This is a genomic window from Ruegeria sp. HKCCA5491 (genome assembly GCF_013034565.1).
In the GTDB taxonomy this organism is placed as follows: domain Bacteria; phylum Pseudomonadota; class Alphaproteobacteria; order Rhodobacterales; family Rhodobacteraceae; genus Ruegeria.
The window spans coordinates 25,841-39,967 of record NZ_WQGG01000016.1 but is presented as its reverse complement, the minus strand read 5'-3'; the positions used below and the strand labels follow the sequence as shown (position 1 = coordinate 39,967).

Below are 14,127 nucleotides of genomic sequence, written 5' to 3'. Positions count from 1 at the left end.
GTGCAAGGGGGGCGTTGCGGCGGGGCGTGTGATGGCCTAAATCAACCCCATGAAACGCTCAATTCTTATTCATCCCGACCCCCGACTGAAAAAGGTCTGCGCCCCGGTGACCGACCTGTCGGACGAGCTGCGTCAACTGGCCGATGACATGCTGGAAACCATGTATGACGCCCCCGGTATTGGGCTGGCCGCGCCGCAGATTGGCGTGCTGGATCGGCTGATCGTGATGGACTGCGTCAAGGAAGAGGGCGAGGAACCGCGCCCGCTGATCATGTTCAACCCCGAGATCATCGCATCGTCGGACGAAACCAACGTCTATGAAGAAGGTTGCCTGTCGATCCCCGAGCAATTTGCAGAGGTGACCCGACCCAAAGTCGTCGAGGTGGCGTGGATTGACCGCGACGGCAATGCGCAGCAGGAAACATTCGATGACCTCTGGGCGACCTGCGTGCAGCACGAGATTGACCATCTGAACGGCAAGCTGTTCATCGACTATCTAAAACCGCTGAAACGCCAGATGATCACGCGCAAGATGCAAAAGCTGAAACGTGAAAAGGCGCGCGCATGACCGTTCGTACCTGTCTGCCATGGCCCGACAAGCGCCTGCGTACCAAGGCAGAGGTTGTGAGCGAAATCACCGACGATATCCGCGCGATCTGGGATGACATGGTCGACACGATGGAGGCGATGCCCGGCGTGGGCCTTGCTGCGCCTCAGATCGGTGTGATGCTGCGGTTGGCGGTCGTGGATGGTTCGACCGAGCGGGGCCGGGCCGTGCGACTGGCGAATCCCGAGATTCTGCACAGCTCGATCGAGATGCGTGAACATGATGAGGCCAGCCCAAACCTGCCCGGCGTGTCGGCCAAAGTGAAACGACCTCGTGCGGTGACCGTCAAGTTTCTGAATGAACAAGGCATGATCGACCGCCGTGATTTTGTCGGGATCGAGGCGACAAGTGTGCAGCACCAGATCGACCATCTGAACGGCCGCATGTATTTCGACCGGCTCAGCAAGGTCAAACGCGACATGCTGCTGCGCAAAGCCAAGAAACTCGCGTAGGCCGGGCTTCAGCCCGGCACCGCCCAAGCCTCGGAGCCCTGTCATGCGCATCATCTTCATGGGAACGCCCGAATTCTCGGTGCCGGTGCTGGATGCGCTGGTTGAGGACGGGCATGAGATTGCCGCCGTGTATTGCCAGCCACCGCGCCCGGCGGGGCGAGGTAAGAAAAACCGCCCGACCCCGGTTCATGCGCGAGCCGAGGCGTTGGGCCTGGCTGTACGCCATCCGGTTTCTTTGAAGTCCGAAGAAGAACAATCCGCTTTCGCTGCGCTGCAAGCTGACGTCGCCGTCGTTGTGGCATATGGCTTGCTGTTGCCTCAGCCTATTCTGGATGCGCCGCACCTTGGCTGCCTGAACATCCATGCCAGCCTATTGCCCCGCTGGCGAGGGGCCGCGCCGATTCACCGTGCAATCATGGCGGGTGATGCACAGACCGGTATCTGCATCATGCAGATGGAGGCAGGGCTGGACACCGGCCCTGTCCTGCTGCGGCAGGCCACCGATGTTCGAGATCAGGAAACGACCGACCAACTACATGATCGGCTTTCTGAGATGGGCGCGGGTCTGATCGTTCAGGCGTTGGCCACCTTGCCTGACCTGACGCCGGTGAACCAGCCCAACGATGGTGTGACCTACGCCGCAAAGATCGACAAATCCGAAGCGCGCATCGACTGGACACGCCCGGCGGTTGAGGTTGATCGCCAGATACGCGGGTTATCACCCTTTCCCGGCGCGTGGACCATGGCCGCAGGCGAGCGGATCAAACTTCTGGCCTGCTGTCTGACTGTGGGACAGGGCACCCCCGGTCAGGTTCTGGACGACGCGTTGTGTGTCGCTTGCGGAGAGGGGGCCGTGAAGCTCCTGCGCTTGCAAAGGGCGGGCAAAGGCGCGCAGGATACAGAAACGTTCCTGCGCGGTTGGCCAATCCCGGCCGGTACGCTGTTTCAATCGGAGTAACACCGCATGTTCATGATCCTGATGGGCACAATTGTGATCGCCGGGATCGTTGGATACCTGTCCGAAAAGACCGGTTTCACGCATAACGGATATGTGCCTTCGATCATCATATGCATTGGTGGAGCGTTTCTGTTTTATTTTGTCCGTATCATGTTCGGCATCAGCTTTGGCGCGCCCGGTCTGAATGCCGTGATCTCATCCATTGGCGCGCTGATCATCGTGCCGACGCATTGGAGGAAATGACATGCCCGTAATCGCTCTGATCGTGATTGGCGCGGCCGCAGGGTTTCTGGCCACGCGTCTGATGCGGATCGAGGCTGACATTCCGACAACGATGCTCATTGGCATAGTCGGCGCGCTGGTCGGAGGGTTTCTGCTGCGCACATTGATAACGGTTGCAGGGTGGCTGTCCGGTTTTGTCGGAGCTGTTTTGGGCGCATTACTGGTGATCTGGATCTGGCAAAAATATCAGCGCCGCTGATCTGCGTGTCCTCTGTTCGCTTAACCTACAATACGTGACCCAAGCCTCGTTGCTAACGACGCGGTGGTCTGCTTTTGTAGACTGGCAATCGCCAGCCAAACAGCAGCGATCCAGCCCTGAGGGCCCAGCAGACAAGGGCACAGGCGGAAAGAGCGGCAAAGGTGTCCAGCCCTAAACGGGTTGCTAATACGGCCGTCAGAGCACCAGCAAAGGCGCAAGACACATAAAGCTCGCCCTGTTTCAGAACCAGCGGGACCTCATTGCAGACCACGTCGCGCATCAATCCGCCGAGGCAACCTGTAATGATCCCCATCAGAACAACGATGACGCCGGAATGACCCAGTGACAACGCAGCCGCCGTTCCTGCGGCAACGGCGATGGACAGGGCAAAACTGTCCAGCCAAACCAGCCAATTATACCGGCTTTCCATCAGGTGTGCGGTGAAAAACACCAGCGCTGCAGCACCCGTTGCGATCAGGATGTAATTTGGCTGGCCAACCCAGAAAACCGGGTGCCGGTCCAGCAGGAGATCACGCACTGTTCCGCCGCCAACCGCAGTCAGGCAGGCAATGAACGCAAAGCCCACCAAATCCAACTGCGCCCGGCTTGCAACCAAGGCGCCCGTCAACGCGAACACAAAGACCGAGGCATAGTCCAGCAGTGCCAGACCGCTCACGCCTTTTCCTTTTTTGGCTTGAACGGAGCCATGCCCGCACGGGCCAGTTCGTCGGCCTTTTCGTTCTCGGGGTGTCCGGCATGTCCTTTGACCCACTCCCACGTCACGTCGTGGCGGGTCTGCGCTTCGTCCAGTCGTTGCCACAGATCGACATTCTTGACGGGCTTTTTGTTCGAGGTCTTCCAGCCATTGCGTTTCCAGCCGAAAATCCAGCCGGTCACTCCGTTCTTTACATAGGCGCTGTCTGTAACGACCGTGATCTTCGAGGCCCGCTCCAGTGTTTCCAACGCGCTGATCGCGGCCAGCAATTCCATGCGGTTATTGGTAGTTTCGGCCTCTCCGCCGTTCAGCTCGCGTTCTTTCAGAACGGTGTCGCCATCCATCGCGCGCAGCAACACACCCCATCCGCCGGGGCCGGGATTGCCGGAACAGGCCCCGTCTGTATAGGCGAACAGTTCAGGCATGGGCGAGCACCAGAATGAAGCCGTCGTATGACCCGGCCAGCCCCGCTCCGACGCCAGTGGTGATCTGGTCGATGGTAAATCCGGTGGTTGCAAGGGCCTCTTCGATCTCGGTCTGTGAGAAATAGGTATAGAACCGATCCAGGTCGTCGCGATGTTCCCCCGTGCCGAGTTTCAGGCCAAGGAAGAAAACGCCCTGAGGTTTCAAAGCGCGGTGGATCGCCGTCAAATGACGTGGGAAATCTTCGCGCGGGGCGTGCAAAAGTGAAAAGCTGGCATAGATGCCATCATACTTAGAAACCTCGGTCACGTCATCGAACGTGCCGAGATGTGCATCTATGCCATTTTCCAAGGCGTGATCGACAAAGGCCTGTGTTGCGTCCAGCGCGCGAACCCGCAAGCCTTCGCGCTGCAAGAACGCACTGTCTGAACCGGGACCAGAGCCGAGGTCCAGAACATAGCCACCGTTCACGACGGCTTCGGCAAAGGCCATGCGCGCTTCGATCTGTTCGGGGGGCAGGGGGATACTCAGGTATTCTGCAACGCGGGTTGTGTAAGCATCGATCGTTCTTTTATCGGTCACAGGTATACTCCGACGGCAAGGCAGGCCAAGACAACGGCCGTCAGCAACATGCGCAACCGCATCCACCAGACCGGGGTCAGTCGCCAGTATGAAAACATGGCGTCCAATAAAAGCAACCCGGCAAATCCGTACATCAGGTTTGTTCCGGCACTGACTGGGCCGCCGCCTGTCTTGAAGAACGCCCATAGCGCAGGCAGGACCGAGAGCGTGTAGCAGGTTGCTGCTTTGCTGGCCGACGTTTTGGTCGCGAAGCCCCACAAAACGCCTGACATGAAGCTCAGGATGACCGAACCGTAGAATAGCTGGATATACGGCCCAACAAACCGAGGCCCCAGCGCCTGTTTCCCCCAGTCGTTCAGATCACCGTTCAGGTAGGTCAGAGCACCCCAGATGAACGGGATGAGACCGGCTAGTCCAAGGAGCAGGGGGGCTTTTGGTATTCCGCTCATGCGGGTTCCCGCAGCACGCGCGGGACTTTGAATTCAACGTTTTCGACGGCCGTTTCCACCATCTCGACCGTCACGTCATAGTGATCGCGGAAGGCATCTATCACCTCGTTCACCAACACTTCGGGGGCCGATGCACCCGCCGTGATTGCAATGCTGGAGATCCCTTCCAGCGCACGCCAATCGATATCGGTCGCGCGCTGCACGAGCTGGGCATAGTCACACCCAGCGCGCGAGGCGACTTCGACCAGACGCCGTGAATTGGACGAATTGGGTGCCCCCACCACCAACAGGGCGTCGGATTTTGGCGCAACGGCCTTGACCGCTTCCTGTCGGTTGGTCGTCGCATAGCAGATGTCTTCCTTATGCGGTCCGACAATCGCCGGGAACCGGGCCTGAAGCGCCGCGATAATGTCTTTTGTGTCGTCGACAGACAGGGTGGTCTGGGTCACAAAGGCCAGCTTTTCGGGGTTGCGAACCTGAACCGTAGCAACATCTTCGACCGTTTCGACCAACAGCACTTCGCCCGCTGGCAGCTGGCCCATGGTCCCAACCGTTTCCGGGTGCCCCTTGTGCCCGATCATGATCATCTGAAGACCCGCGTCCGAGTGGCGCTGGGCTTCGACATGGACCTTGGAGACCAAAGGACAGGTCGCGTCCACATAGATCATTTCGCGCCGTGTCGCCGTTTCCGGGACCGATTTCGGCACGCCATGGGCGGAAAAGATCACTGGCCGGTCATCAGGGCATTCGTCCAGTTCCTCGACAAACACCGCTCCTTTGTCGCGCAGCCCGTCGACGACAAATTTGTTATGCACGATCTCGTGGCGCACATAGACCGGCGCACCCCATTTTTGCAGTGCCATTTCAACGATCTTGATGGCCCGGTCGACACCGGCGCAGAACCCGCGCGGCGCGGCAAGGTACAAAGTCAGCGGGGGCTTGTTCATGTCACGGTCTCCTTAAGGCCACAGGTAAGTCTTTTCCCGGCCTTGGTCCAGACAGGACTGCGTCATTGATCTGACATGAATCAGTGCTAGCCAAGAGGTGTTTTAGCACCTGTCTTTAGTTAAAGAAGCGCGGTCAGGTGATAAACCTGACCGCGCCGTTTTCAACTCGGTTGTGAGTGACCGGGTGTTACTGCCCACCGGCCGCAACGCTGCGCGGTTCCATGGGCATCTCACGCGGAGGGCGGCCGATCACGTCGCGCAGGTCCTCCAACTCGATGAAGTTGTCCGCCTGGCGGCGCAGTTCGTCCGAGATCATCGGCGGCTGGCTGCGAATGGTCGAGACGACCGATACACGCACGCCCTGACGTTGCAGGCTGGCAATCAGCGGGCGGAAATCCCCATCGCCCGAAAACAGCACCATATGATCCACGCGTGGTGCCAGTTCCATGGCATCGACGGTCAGTTCAATGTCCATGTTTCCTTTGACTTTCCGACGCCCCATGCTGTCGGTGTATTCCTTTGCCGGTTTTGTCACCATGGTGAAGCCGTTGTAATGCAGCCAGTCAACCAAAGGACGGATCGGCGAATACTCGTCGTTTTCCAAGAGCGCTGTGTAGTAGAAAGCTCTGAGCATCTTACCGCGACGCATGAATTCCTGACGCAGCAGCTTGTAGTCGATATCAAACCCAAGCGCTTTGGCGGCCGCATAAAGATTCGAGCCGTCGATGAACAGCGCTAGCCGTTCGTCTTTATAAAACATAAATAGTTCCTTCCGGTACAAACCAGAACGCCGGGTGTTACGTGAGTGAGTCTAGGAAATAGGCGGCGCGCTGATACGCCTATAATTAGGGCATTTAATGTGTATCGCAAGTATGCAATTCACCGAATATAGGGAGTAGAATGCGCAAATTTTCGTCAAAAGTGGTGATCGCACTAGGTGCAAATCTCAATTTGAGGGATCAAGGACCCAAGGTGACACTGGAAAAGGCGCTTGACGCGATACCGCGTCAGGGGGTGCTGATTCGCGCGGTCAGCCGGTTTTTCGAGACGCCGTGTTTCCCAGCCGGAGCGGGGCCGGATTATGTCAACGCGGCCGCGCTGATCGAGACTGACAAGACCCCGGCAGAGCTTTTGCACCTGCTGCATGAGGTCGAGCATGACCACGGCCGCCAACGGGTTCAGCGCTGGGGAATGCGCACACTGGATTTGGATCTGGTTTGCTATGACGATCAGGTGCTGCCCGATCGCGATGGGTATGAGCGGTGGAGAACCTTGTCTGCGGAAGACCAAAAACAACAGGCGCCGGATCAGTTGATCCTGCCGCATCCCCGTCTTCAGGATCGGCCTTTTGTATTGGTGCCCATGGCAGATGTCGCCCCGGATTGGCGTCATCCGGTGCTGGGCGGAACCGTGCAGGAAATGCTGGCAGACCTTCCTGCGGACGATGTCGCGGCAGTCACCCCAATGTGAACGGTGCATTTGCAGCATTTCCTGCTTGTCAAGGCGGGGATTCGCGCTTAGATAAACCTCTTCCTGACATGGATTCAGTAACGGAGAGCGCCCTATGGCCCGCGTGACGGTTGAAGACTGCGTAGACAAAGTGCCAAACCGGTTCGAGCTTGTGATGCTTGCCGCCCATCGTGCGCGCGAGATTTCCGCTGGTGGCCCGATCACCGTGGACCGCGACAACGACAAAAACCCCGTCGTTTCGCTGCGCGAGATCGCGGACGAAACCCAAAGCGCGGATGAGCTGCGCGAGCGCTTGATCGAAGCCAACCAAACCCAGATCGAGGTTGATGAGCCGGAAGAAGACCAGATGGCTCTGCTGATGGGTGCGGAAACCGATAAGCCTGCGGACGACGATATGTCCGAAGAAAAGCTTCTGCGCGCTCTGATGGAGGCTCAAGGCCAGGGGTAATCCCCTCGAACGAAGGTGCGGACCGGATGATTTCTGCAGACGATCTGATTGCGCTGGTCCGCAACTACAACCCTAAGACAAATGCAGACCGCATCGCCCGGGCTTATGAGTTCGGAAAGCAGATGCATGAAGGCCAGTTCCGCCACTCGGGAGAGCCTTATTTTACCCACCCCGTTGCCGTTGCCGCCATCCTGACCGAACAGCGTCTGGATGATGCAACGATCATCACGGCCCTTTTGCATGACACAATCGAGGACACCAAGGCCAATTACGGCAAGGTGTCTGATCTGTTCGGGGATGAGGTCGCCAAGCTGGTGGACGGTGTCACCAAGCTGACGAACCTGCAGCTTTCCAGTCGTGAAACCAAACAGGCCGAGAACTTTCGCAAACTGTTCATGGCGATGTCCAAGGACTTGCGGGTTATTCTGGTCAAGCTGGCCGACCGCCTGCACAACATGCGCACGATCAAGGCGATGCGCCCCGAAAAGCAGGTGCAAAAGGCGCGCGAGACGATGGATATCTACGCGCCGCTTGCAGGCCGCATGGGGATGCAATGGATGCGCGAGGAGCTGGAAGACCTCGCCTTTCGCGTTCTGAACCCCGAAGGCCGCCAGTCGATCATTCGCCGTTTCATCACATTGCAGCGTGAAACCGGTGACGTGATTCATCGCATCACGGGCGACATGCGGCGCGAGCTGGAAAAGGCTGGGATCGAAGCTGAGGTGTTTGGCCGCGCTAAGAAACCTTATTCGATTTGGCGCAAGATGCAGGAAAAGGATCAGGGCTTTTCGCGCCTGTCTGATATCTATGGGTTCCGCATCATCACGCAGACTGAGGAAGATTGCTACCGGACGCTGGGCGCAATTCACCAGCGGTGGCGTGCGGTGCCGGGGCGCTTCAAGGATTACATCAGCCAGCCGAAATCGAACGGGTACCGCTCGATCCATACAACCGTGTCGGGACGCGACGGTAAACGGGTCGAGGTTCAGATTCGTACCCGTCAGATGCATGACGTTGCCGAAACAGGTGTGGCTGCGCATTGGTCTTATCGCGATGGTGTCCGCTCGGAAAACCCGTTTGCGGTCGATCCGGCGAAATGGATCGCCAACCTGACCGAACAGTTTGACAGCGAAGAGGATCACGAAGATTTCCTCGAGGCGGTCAAGTTGGAGATGTATTCCGACCAGGTGTTCTGCTTCACGCCCAAGGGCGACGTGGTCAAGCTGCCGCGCGGGGCAACGCCGATTGACTTTGCGTATGCAATCCACACCCGGATCGGGTCCGCCTGTGTTGGCGCCAAAGTGGACGGCATCAGGGTTCCGTTGTGGACACGGATCAAGAATGGGCAATCGGTGGATATTATCACCGCCGACGGGCAAACTCCGCAGGTGACTTGGCTTGAGATCGCAGTGACCGGGAAGGCCCGAACCGCCATTCGCCGTGCCTTGCGCGAAGTGGACCGTGAACGGTTCATCAAGCTGGGCAAAGAGTTGGCGCGGTCCGGCTTTGATCACGTCGGACGCAAAGCGACCGACAAAGCCTTGGATACGGCCGCCAAGCATCTTCGTTTGAAAGACCGCCACGAATTGCTGGCGCGGCTTGGCAGCGCGGAACTGACCGCCCATGATGTGGTCAGTGCGGTCTATCCGGAACTGACACAGGATGACGGCGACGCGATCCCGTTGCGCCGTGCTGTGATCGGTCTGGAGCCGGGGCAGAAATTCGACCGCGCGCCTTGCTGTCAGCCTTTGCCGGGTGAGCGGATCGTGGGGATTACCTATCGCGGGAAAGGCGTTGTGGTCCACGCCATTGATTGCGATCGCCTGACCGAGTTTGAGGGCGAGCCCGACCGTTGGGTCGATCTGCACTGGCATACCGGAACGCACCCGGCTGTTTATGGTGCAACCCTGGACCTGACCATTGGCAATGACGCCGGGGTGCTGGGGCGTATTTGCACATTGATCGGCGAGAAAAAGGCCAATATTTCAAACTTGGAATTTGTCGACCGCAAACCGGATTTTTACCGTTTGTTGATCAATGTCGAACTTCGGGATCTGGAGCAATTGCATTCGCTGATGCTGATGCTGGAGGCCGAAAGCGACGTTGCCGCGGTCGAACGCTACCGGGACAGGACCAAAACCGCCGTGGCGGCTGGCTAGGAAGGGGTGATCAGGAGTGGTTTTCAAGCGCCGAGATCGACGCTCGCCTGTCCAGATCGCATCCGAATTCGTCTATCCCCGAGGCGGATGGACGCGCGCTTTTCACTACGTCAAACATCGGGTCCGCCGCCTACCGGATTCGCCTGAACGTATTGCGCGCGGGATTGGGGCAGGGGTCTTTGCAGCGTTCACCCCTTTTTATGGACTGCACTTTGTCGTGGCCGCGGTGTGCGCGCGTTTGATCAACGGCAACATTCTGGCTGCGCTCAGCGGGACATTCTTTGGCAACCCGTTGACTTATGTACCTATCGGAGTGGTTTGCCTGCAGACGGGCCATTTCCTGCTCGGGACCGAGTTTCAGGAAGGCGACACGCAGGGGCTGATGGGAAAATTCGCTAATGCCCTGCGCGATCTGAAAGACAACCTGATCGCCATGTTCACCGACCGGGTCGCGGATTGGCACGGGCTTGGCATCTTCTATCGTGAGGTGTTCTACCCATATCTGATTGGCGGAATTCTTCCGGGTCTTTTGGCCGCTGCGATTTGTTACTACCTCAGCCTGCCTTTGATCCGCACCTATCAGCAGCGCCGCCGCGACAAGATCAAGGCAAAGTTTGATGAAATCAAACGGCTGGCCGAAACCAAGACTGCCGTTCCAGTTTCAAACGCACTAGGCTCGGCCAAAAGTTCGGAAAAGGAATCAGGCGATGTCTGACAATCATTTGCGTCTGGGCGTGAACATCGACCACGTGGCGACCATTAGAAATGCGCGGGGCGGGGCCTACCCCGATCCAATGCGCGCCGCAAAACTGGCAGAGGAGGCTGGCGCAGACGGTATCACTGCTCATCTGCGCGAGGATCGCCGGCACATCGTTGATGCCGATATTGAAGCGTTGATGGATGCGCTGACCGTTCCGCTGAATTTTGAGATGGCCGCCACGCCCGAGATGCAGAAGATCGCCCTGCGCCATAAGCCGCACGCGGTCTGTATCGTCCCCGAAAAGCGCGAGGAACGCACCACCGAGGGCGGGCTTGAGGTTGCGCGCGAGGAAAACAAGCTGGCGCATTTCATCGCTCCGCTACGGGACGTCGGCTGCCGCGTGTCCATCTTCATCGCCGCCGACCAACGCCAGATCGAGGCCGCCCATCGCATCGGTGCCGAAGTGATCGAACTGCACACCGGTGCATATTGCGACGCCTTTGCCGAGGGCCACATGGACGAGGCCAATCGTGAACTGGAAAGCCTGCGCGAGATGTCGGCTTTCGCCCATTCGCTGGGCCTTGAGGTCCACGCAGGCCACGGCCTGACCTATGACACAGTTCAACCTATTGCCGCCTTCCCCGAGGTGCGCGAGCTGAACATCGGTCATTTCCTGATCGGCGAAGCCATCTTTCGCGGCCTCACCCCCGCCATTGCCGAGATGCGCAGAATGATGGATGAGGCGCGGAGCACAAGCTGAAACGGTGCCTCTACCGAGTGGCGGGAAGTTCTATGAACCATTGCGCCACTTGGTCCGCCCAATCGGCCTGTCGACCATGGCCGTGTGGCCCTAACGCCAACGTGACCGACCCCCCTTTACACTTGGTCCATCTTTTTTCCCAAGTTGATGAATTTGTATCCACCGCATTTGCCATTTGGCCGCATTCGTTGGTGCGGGTCAGCAGTTCGACAGACTTGAGAACACTTCCTTGTTCAAATTCATACCCGCCGAAAACCACGAACCTGCCTTCCAGCGGTACAGTGCGATCCGCAAATCCATGTGAGTGATGCATGTGCACCGGGCCGCTGCACCGTCGCCACATCGGTTCCCAAAACGCGCCGGATGCAGATGCGTAGGCAGATGCAAAGTCGTGCGAATAACAGGCCTTGTCCCAGACCATTGAACCGCCACGGGAATACCCGGCAAGTAAAATTCTATTAGCGTCCAGGCCAAAACGATTTACGGCGTCTGCTTTTATGTCTTCCAGTGCCTTCAAATCATCTCTGGGCCAGCGATGGCCATCGTGAACACCCCAGTCCAGAACTTTGGGGTTTCCGACATCTGCTTGTCCATTTGGAACGATGACCGCAATTCCCCTTTCAATAAAGGGGGTTGTAAGGTTGGATCGTTTGACTGCCGAGTCGGCGGTGGCGGCATATCCGTGCAGGTAGATTACGCTTGGGGCATTTTGCGGTACCTCTGGCAAGACGACCCTGTAGGTAAGCTGCCCAACCTGACATGGATTATCCTCTTCACCGCAGTCCTGATTTTGCGCCGTGGCGATGCTGGCCAACGGTAAGATGGCCGCCACAATTCCCCAGAATAGTCTGTTGAACATCTCCAAAGCCCTCTGCTGGGACAATTTGGTCAATGCTTATCACAAAATAGCGCTGACCCACCATCTGCTTGCCAAGCCAGTCAAATTACCGTTGATTGTCGCCATTGCTAAATTGAGAAACCAATGATCCTCGGCATCGGCACAGACCTCGCGAATATCGAACGTATCCAGGGCACGCTTGACCGGTTCGGCGACCGGTTCCGCAACCGCGTCTTCACTCAGATTGAGCAGCGCAAGGCCGAGAACCGTGCCGACACAGCTGGAACCTATGCCAAACGCTGGGCAGCGAAAGAAGCGTGCTCCAAGGCGCTGGGCACCGGTCTGCGTATGGGGATCGCGTGGAAGGATATGTCAGTCACCAATCTGAAAACCGGTCAACCGGTCATGCATGTGACGGGTTGGGCGGCAGAACGGCTGCGTGAGATGACCCCCGAGGGCCATGAGGCAATCGTCCACGTCACGCTGACCGATGATCACCCCTGGGCCCAGGCCTTCGTAGTGATCGAGGCGCGCCCGCTTCAATAACGCAGCGCTCAGCCTTGACTAACCTTGCCGCGCCACGCATGTAGCACCCCAACAAACCAAGGACCGGAGAGCAGTATGGCCGAGGACGTCAAAACCGGAAATCCCGTGTGGGAGACGATCAAAACCATCGTCTACGCGCTGTTGATCGCAGGTGTTTTCCGCACGCTGTTCTTTCAGCCCTTCTGGATTCCGTCCGGCTCGATGAAACAGACCCTGTTGATCGGGGACTTCCTGTTCGTCAACAAGATGGCCTATGGGTATTCTTATGCGTCCTGCCCCAGCCTGATTATTCCCAGCGTTGGCCTGAATATCGACGCCGAAGAAATCTGTGGATGGATGCAGGGCGAGGATAACACGCGTATTTGGGGCACTGAGCCAGAGCGCGGCGATGTGATCGTGTTCCGCCATCCGGTCAACGGGCGCGACTATATCAAGCGCCTGATCGGTTTGCCGGGCGATCGTATTCAGATCCGTGAAGGGCAGATCATTCTGAACGGCACCCCGGTCCCGCAGAAGCCCGACGGGGTATTCACCGAAATCTCTGAACCTCAGGGATCGCAGGGATTGAGACCACGTTGCGAAAACGGTCCGGTTGGCTTTGGCGGTCTTTGCGAAAAGTCCCGAGTGATTGAGACATTGCCCAATGGCGTGTCTTACGATGTGCTTAATATCGGCAATCAGGGATCGGACAATACCGGCATCTATACCGTGCCCGAGGGTGAATATTTCTTTATGGGCGACAACCGTGATAACTCCAGCGACAGCCGCCTGCCGGTATCGGCCGGGGGAGTTGGGTATGTCCCCTACGAAGACCTGATCGGTCGGGCCGACCGTATCATGTTCTCGTCCGCTGGCCGGTCTATGCTGTTCTTCTGGACTTGGCGGGGCGACCGGTTCTTCAAGGCGGTCAATTGAAGCTATCGGCTGAAATAAAAGCTTTTCAAAAGCGGTTGGGGTATGAGTTCTCGAACCCCGAACTTCTGGTACGCGCGCTGACCCATGGATCAGTCTCGTCGCCGACACGACCAGATAATCAGCGGTTGGAGTTTCTGGGCGACCGGGTATTGGGTCTGGTGATGGCAACGGCGCTTCTGGAAAGCGACAAGAAAGCGTCCGAAGGGCAGCTTGCCCCGCGGTTCAACGCGCTTGTTCGAAAAGAAGCCTGTGCGGACGTGGCGCGGCAGATTGATCTGGGCGCGGTGTTGAAACTGGGCCGATCCGAGATGCTGTCCGGCGGTCGTCGCAAACAGGCCCTGCTGGGGGATGCGATGGAAGCGGTTATTGCCGCGGTCTACAGCGATGCCGGATTTGAAACAGCGGCCGAGGTTGTCCTCAGGCTGTGGGGTGACCGGATTCACAATGTCGAAGAGGATGCGCGCGACGCGAAAACCTCTTTGCAGGAATGGGCGCAGGCGCGGGGCCAGAAACCTCCGTCCTATGTCGAAATCAAGCGCAGCGGCCCGGATCATGCGCCGGTTTTCACCATCGCAGCCCGCCTTCAGGACGGAACCGAGGCGCAGTCAACGGCTGGATCAAAGCGTCAGGCAGAGCAGGCAGCCGCAAAAGCGCTGTTGGACAGGCTGACCTGATCG

The 14,127-nt window shown here is 58.1% G+C and carries 20 protein-coding genes; 13 read left to right on the top strand and 7 right to left on the bottom strand.

All coding sequences use genetic code 11. The features are described 5' to 3' along the window. Window positions 1–49 precede the first annotated feature (49 nt). The 5 genes from def (GOV88_RS18790) to GOV88_RS18770 are packed head-to-tail and all read left to right on the top strand — an operon-like array spanning window position 50 to window position 2,498. Window positions 50–568 (top strand): peptide deformylase, encoded by a 519-nt coding sequence (gene def, locus GOV88_RS18790; RefSeq protein WP_171125297.1) that lies wholly within the window; start codon window positions 50–52, stop codon window positions 566–568. Further along, on the top strand, window positions 565–1,059 hold the full coding sequence (def, locus tag GOV88_RS18785; protein WP_171241365.1) for a peptide deformylase: 495 nt from the start codon (window positions 565–567) through the stop codon (window positions 1,057–1,059). Before def (GOV88_RS18790) ends, def (GOV88_RS18785) begins: the two co-directional genes overlap by 4 nt. A gap of 43 nt (window positions 1,060–1,102) precedes the next feature. After that, window positions 1,103–2,017, top strand: a complete 915-nt coding sequence (fmt, locus tag GOV88_RS18780; RefSeq protein WP_171241364.1) for a methionyl-tRNA formyltransferase — start codon at window positions 1,103–1,105, stop codon at window positions 2,015–2,017. A 6-nt stretch (window positions 2,018–2,023) separates the two neighbouring features. Beyond that, a complete protein-coding gene (locus tag GOV88_RS18775) occupies window positions 2,024–2,260 on the top strand; it encodes a hypothetical protein (protein ID WP_171125291.1) in 237 nt (78 codons plus the stop codon). Window position 2,261: 1 nt separating this feature from the next. Beyond that, complete coding sequence (locus GOV88_RS18770) at window positions 2,262–2,498, top strand: GlsB/YeaQ/YmgE family stress response membrane protein (RefSeq protein ID WP_171212620.1); 237 nt, start codon at window positions 2,262–2,264, stop codon at window positions 2,496–2,498. Window positions 2,499–2,550: 52 nt separating this feature from the next. On the opposite strand, the gene GOV88_RS18765 is transcribed toward GOV88_RS18770, so the two are convergent. The 6 genes from GOV88_RS18765 to GOV88_RS18740 form a co-directional block, all read right to left on the bottom strand. Further along, window positions 2,551–3,174: a trimeric intracellular cation channel family protein gene (locus tag GOV88_RS18765; protein ID WP_171241363.1), complete on the bottom strand. Its 624-nt coding sequence runs from the start codon at window positions 3,172–3,174 to the stop codon at window positions 2,551–2,553. Then, on the bottom strand, window positions 3,171–3,638 hold the full coding sequence (rnhA, locus tag GOV88_RS18760; RefSeq protein WP_171125287.1) for a ribonuclease HI: 468 nt from the start codon (window positions 3,636–3,638) through the stop codon (window positions 3,171–3,173). Before rnhA ends, GOV88_RS18765 begins: the two co-directional genes overlap by 4 nt. Further along, window positions 3,631–4,218 carry a class I SAM-dependent methyltransferase gene (locus GOV88_RS18755; RefSeq protein ID WP_371808138.1) on the bottom strand — a complete coding sequence of 196 codons (588 nt, stop codon included), beginning with the start codon at window positions 4,216–4,218 and terminating at the stop codon, window positions 3,631–3,633. Before GOV88_RS18755 ends, rnhA begins: the two co-directional genes overlap by 8 nt. Next, window positions 4,215–4,667 (bottom strand): DUF3429 domain-containing protein, encoded by a 453-nt coding sequence (locus tag GOV88_RS18750; RefSeq protein WP_171212618.1) that lies wholly within the window; start codon window positions 4,665–4,667, stop codon window positions 4,215–4,217. The genes GOV88_RS18755 and GOV88_RS18750 overlap by 4 nt, the downstream gene beginning before the upstream one ends. Then, complete coding sequence (gene ispH, locus GOV88_RS18745) at window positions 4,664–5,614, bottom strand: 4-hydroxy-3-methylbut-2-enyl diphosphate reductase (protein WP_171125283.1); 951 nt, start codon at window positions 5,612–5,614, stop codon at window positions 4,664–4,666. The genes GOV88_RS18750 and ispH overlap by 4 nt, the downstream gene beginning before the upstream one ends. A gap of 187 nt (window positions 5,615–5,801) precedes the next feature. Next, window positions 5,802–6,374 (bottom strand): NYN domain-containing protein, encoded by a 573-nt coding sequence (locus GOV88_RS18740; protein ID WP_171241362.1) that lies wholly within the window; start codon window positions 6,372–6,374, stop codon window positions 5,802–5,804. Window positions 6,375–6,514: 140 nt separating this feature from the next. Between GOV88_RS18740 and folK the strand changes: the two genes are divergently transcribed. The 5 genes from folK to GOV88_RS18715 all read left to right on the top strand — a co-directional run bounded on the left by folK (window position 6,515) and on the right by GOV88_RS18715 (window position 11,151). Next, window positions 6,515–7,084 (top strand): 2-amino-4-hydroxy-6-hydroxymethyldihydropteridine diphosphokinase, encoded by a 570-nt coding sequence (gene folK / locus GOV88_RS18735; RefSeq protein WP_171212616.1) that lies wholly within the window; start codon window positions 6,515–6,517, stop codon window positions 7,082–7,084. Between the two features lie 94 nt (window positions 7,085–7,178). Next, on the top strand, window positions 7,179–7,532 hold the full coding sequence (gene rpoZ, locus GOV88_RS18730) for a DNA-directed RNA polymerase subunit omega (protein ID WP_142639234.1): 354 nt from the start codon (window positions 7,179–7,181) through the stop codon (window positions 7,530–7,532). A gap of 26 nt (window positions 7,533–7,558) precedes the next feature. Further along, complete coding sequence (locus GOV88_RS18725; protein WP_171125279.1) at window positions 7,559–9,691, top strand: bifunctional (p)ppGpp synthetase/guanosine-3',5'-bis(diphosphate) 3'-pyrophosphohydrolase; 2,133 nt, start codon at window positions 7,559–7,561, stop codon at window positions 9,689–9,691. A 16-nt stretch (window positions 9,692–9,707) separates the two neighbouring features. Then, entirely contained in the window at window positions 9,708–10,406 is a 699-nt protein-coding gene (locus GOV88_RS18720; RefSeq protein WP_171125277.1) for a DUF2062 domain-containing protein, read from the top strand. After that, on the top strand, window positions 10,399–11,151 hold the full coding sequence (locus GOV88_RS18715) for a pyridoxine 5'-phosphate synthase (RefSeq protein ID WP_171241361.1): 753 nt from the start codon (window positions 10,399–10,401) through the stop codon (window positions 11,149–11,151). Before GOV88_RS18720 ends, GOV88_RS18715 begins: the two co-directional genes overlap by 8 nt. 10 nt (window positions 11,152–11,161) lie before the next feature. On the opposite strand, the gene GOV88_RS18710 is transcribed toward GOV88_RS18715, so the two are convergent. After that, a complete protein-coding gene (locus GOV88_RS18710) occupies window positions 11,162–12,010 on the bottom strand; it encodes a PHB depolymerase family esterase (protein WP_171212613.1) in 849 nt (282 codons plus the stop codon). A gap of 123 nt (window positions 12,011–12,133) precedes the next feature. On the opposite strand from GOV88_RS18710, the gene acpS reads away from it, so the two are divergent. The 3 genes from acpS to rnc all read left to right on the top strand — a co-directional run bounded on the left by acpS (window position 12,134) and on the right by rnc (window position 14,124). Next, window positions 12,134–12,535: a holo-ACP synthase gene (acpS, locus tag GOV88_RS18705; RefSeq protein ID WP_171212612.1), complete on the top strand. Its 402-nt coding sequence runs from the start codon at window positions 12,134–12,136 to the stop codon at window positions 12,533–12,535. 75 nt (window positions 12,536–12,610) lie between these two features. Further along, window positions 12,611–13,450 (top strand): signal peptidase I, encoded by an 840-nt coding sequence (gene lepB, locus GOV88_RS18700; RefSeq protein ID WP_171125269.1) that lies wholly within the window; start codon window positions 12,611–12,613, stop codon window positions 13,448–13,450. Beyond that, a complete protein-coding gene (rnc, locus tag GOV88_RS18695) occupies window positions 13,447–14,124 on the top strand; it encodes a ribonuclease III (RefSeq protein ID WP_171241360.1) in 678 nt (225 codons plus the stop codon). Before lepB ends, rnc begins: the two co-directional genes overlap by 4 nt. The last annotated feature ends 3 nt before the right edge of the window (window positions 14,125–14,127 follow it).

What these genes read in the sequence shown, in the direction of transcription:
- def (WP_171125297.1), top strand. Translation starts at nt 50, where the DNA reads ATGAAACGCTCAATTCTTATTCATCCCGACCCCCGACTGAAAAAGGTC.
- def (WP_171241365.1), top strand. Translation starts at nt 565, where the DNA reads ATGACCGTTCGTACCTGTCTGCCATGGCCCGACAAGCGCCTGCGTACC.
- fmt (WP_171241364.1), top strand. Translation starts at nt 1,103, where the DNA reads ATGCGCATCATCTTCATGGGAACGCCCGAATTCTCGGTGCCGGTGCTG.
- GOV88_RS18775 (WP_171125291.1), top strand. Translation starts at nt 2,024, where the DNA reads ATGTTCATGATCCTGATGGGCACAATTGTGATCGCCGGGATCGTTGGA.
- GOV88_RS18770 (WP_171212620.1), top strand. Translation starts at nt 2,262, where the DNA reads ATGCCCGTAATCGCTCTGATCGTGATTGGCGCGGCCGCAGGGTTTCTG.
- rnhA (WP_171125287.1), bottom strand. Translation starts at nt 3,638, where the DNA reads ATGCCTGAACTGTTCGCCTATACAGACGGGGCCTGTTCCGGCAATCCC.
- GOV88_RS18750 (WP_171212618.1), bottom strand. Translation starts at nt 4,667, where the DNA reads ATGAGCGGAATACCAAAAGCCCCCCTGCTCCTTGGACTAGCCGGTCTC.
- ispH (WP_171125283.1), bottom strand. Translation starts at nt 5,614, where the DNA reads ATGAACAAGCCCCCGCTGACTTTGTACCTTGCCGCGCCGCGCGGGTTC.
- GOV88_RS18740 (WP_171241362.1), bottom strand. Translation starts at nt 6,374, where the DNA reads ATGTTTTATAAAGACGAACGGCTAGCGCTGTTCATCGACGGCTCGAAT.
- folK (WP_171212616.1), top strand. Translation starts at nt 6,515, where the DNA reads ATGCGCAAATTTTCGTCAAAAGTGGTGATCGCACTAGGTGCAAATCTC.
- rpoZ (WP_142639234.1), top strand. Translation starts at nt 7,179, where the DNA reads ATGGCCCGCGTGACGGTTGAAGACTGCGTAGACAAAGTGCCAAACCGG.
- GOV88_RS18725 (WP_171125279.1), top strand. Translation starts at nt 7,559, where the DNA reads ATGATTTCTGCAGACGATCTGATTGCGCTGGTCCGCAACTACAACCCT.
- GOV88_RS18715 (WP_171241361.1), top strand. Translation starts at nt 10,399, where the DNA reads ATGTCTGACAATCATTTGCGTCTGGGCGTGAACATCGACCACGTGGCG.
- GOV88_RS18710 (WP_171212613.1), bottom strand. Translation starts at nt 12,010, where the DNA reads ATGTTCAACAGACTATTCTGGGGAATTGTGGCGGCCATCTTACCGTTG.
- acpS (WP_171212612.1), top strand. Translation starts at nt 12,134, where the DNA reads ATGATCCTCGGCATCGGCACAGACCTCGCGAATATCGAACGTATCCAG.
- lepB (WP_171125269.1), top strand. Translation starts at nt 12,611, where the DNA reads ATGGCCGAGGACGTCAAAACCGGAAATCCCGTGTGGGAGACGATCAAA.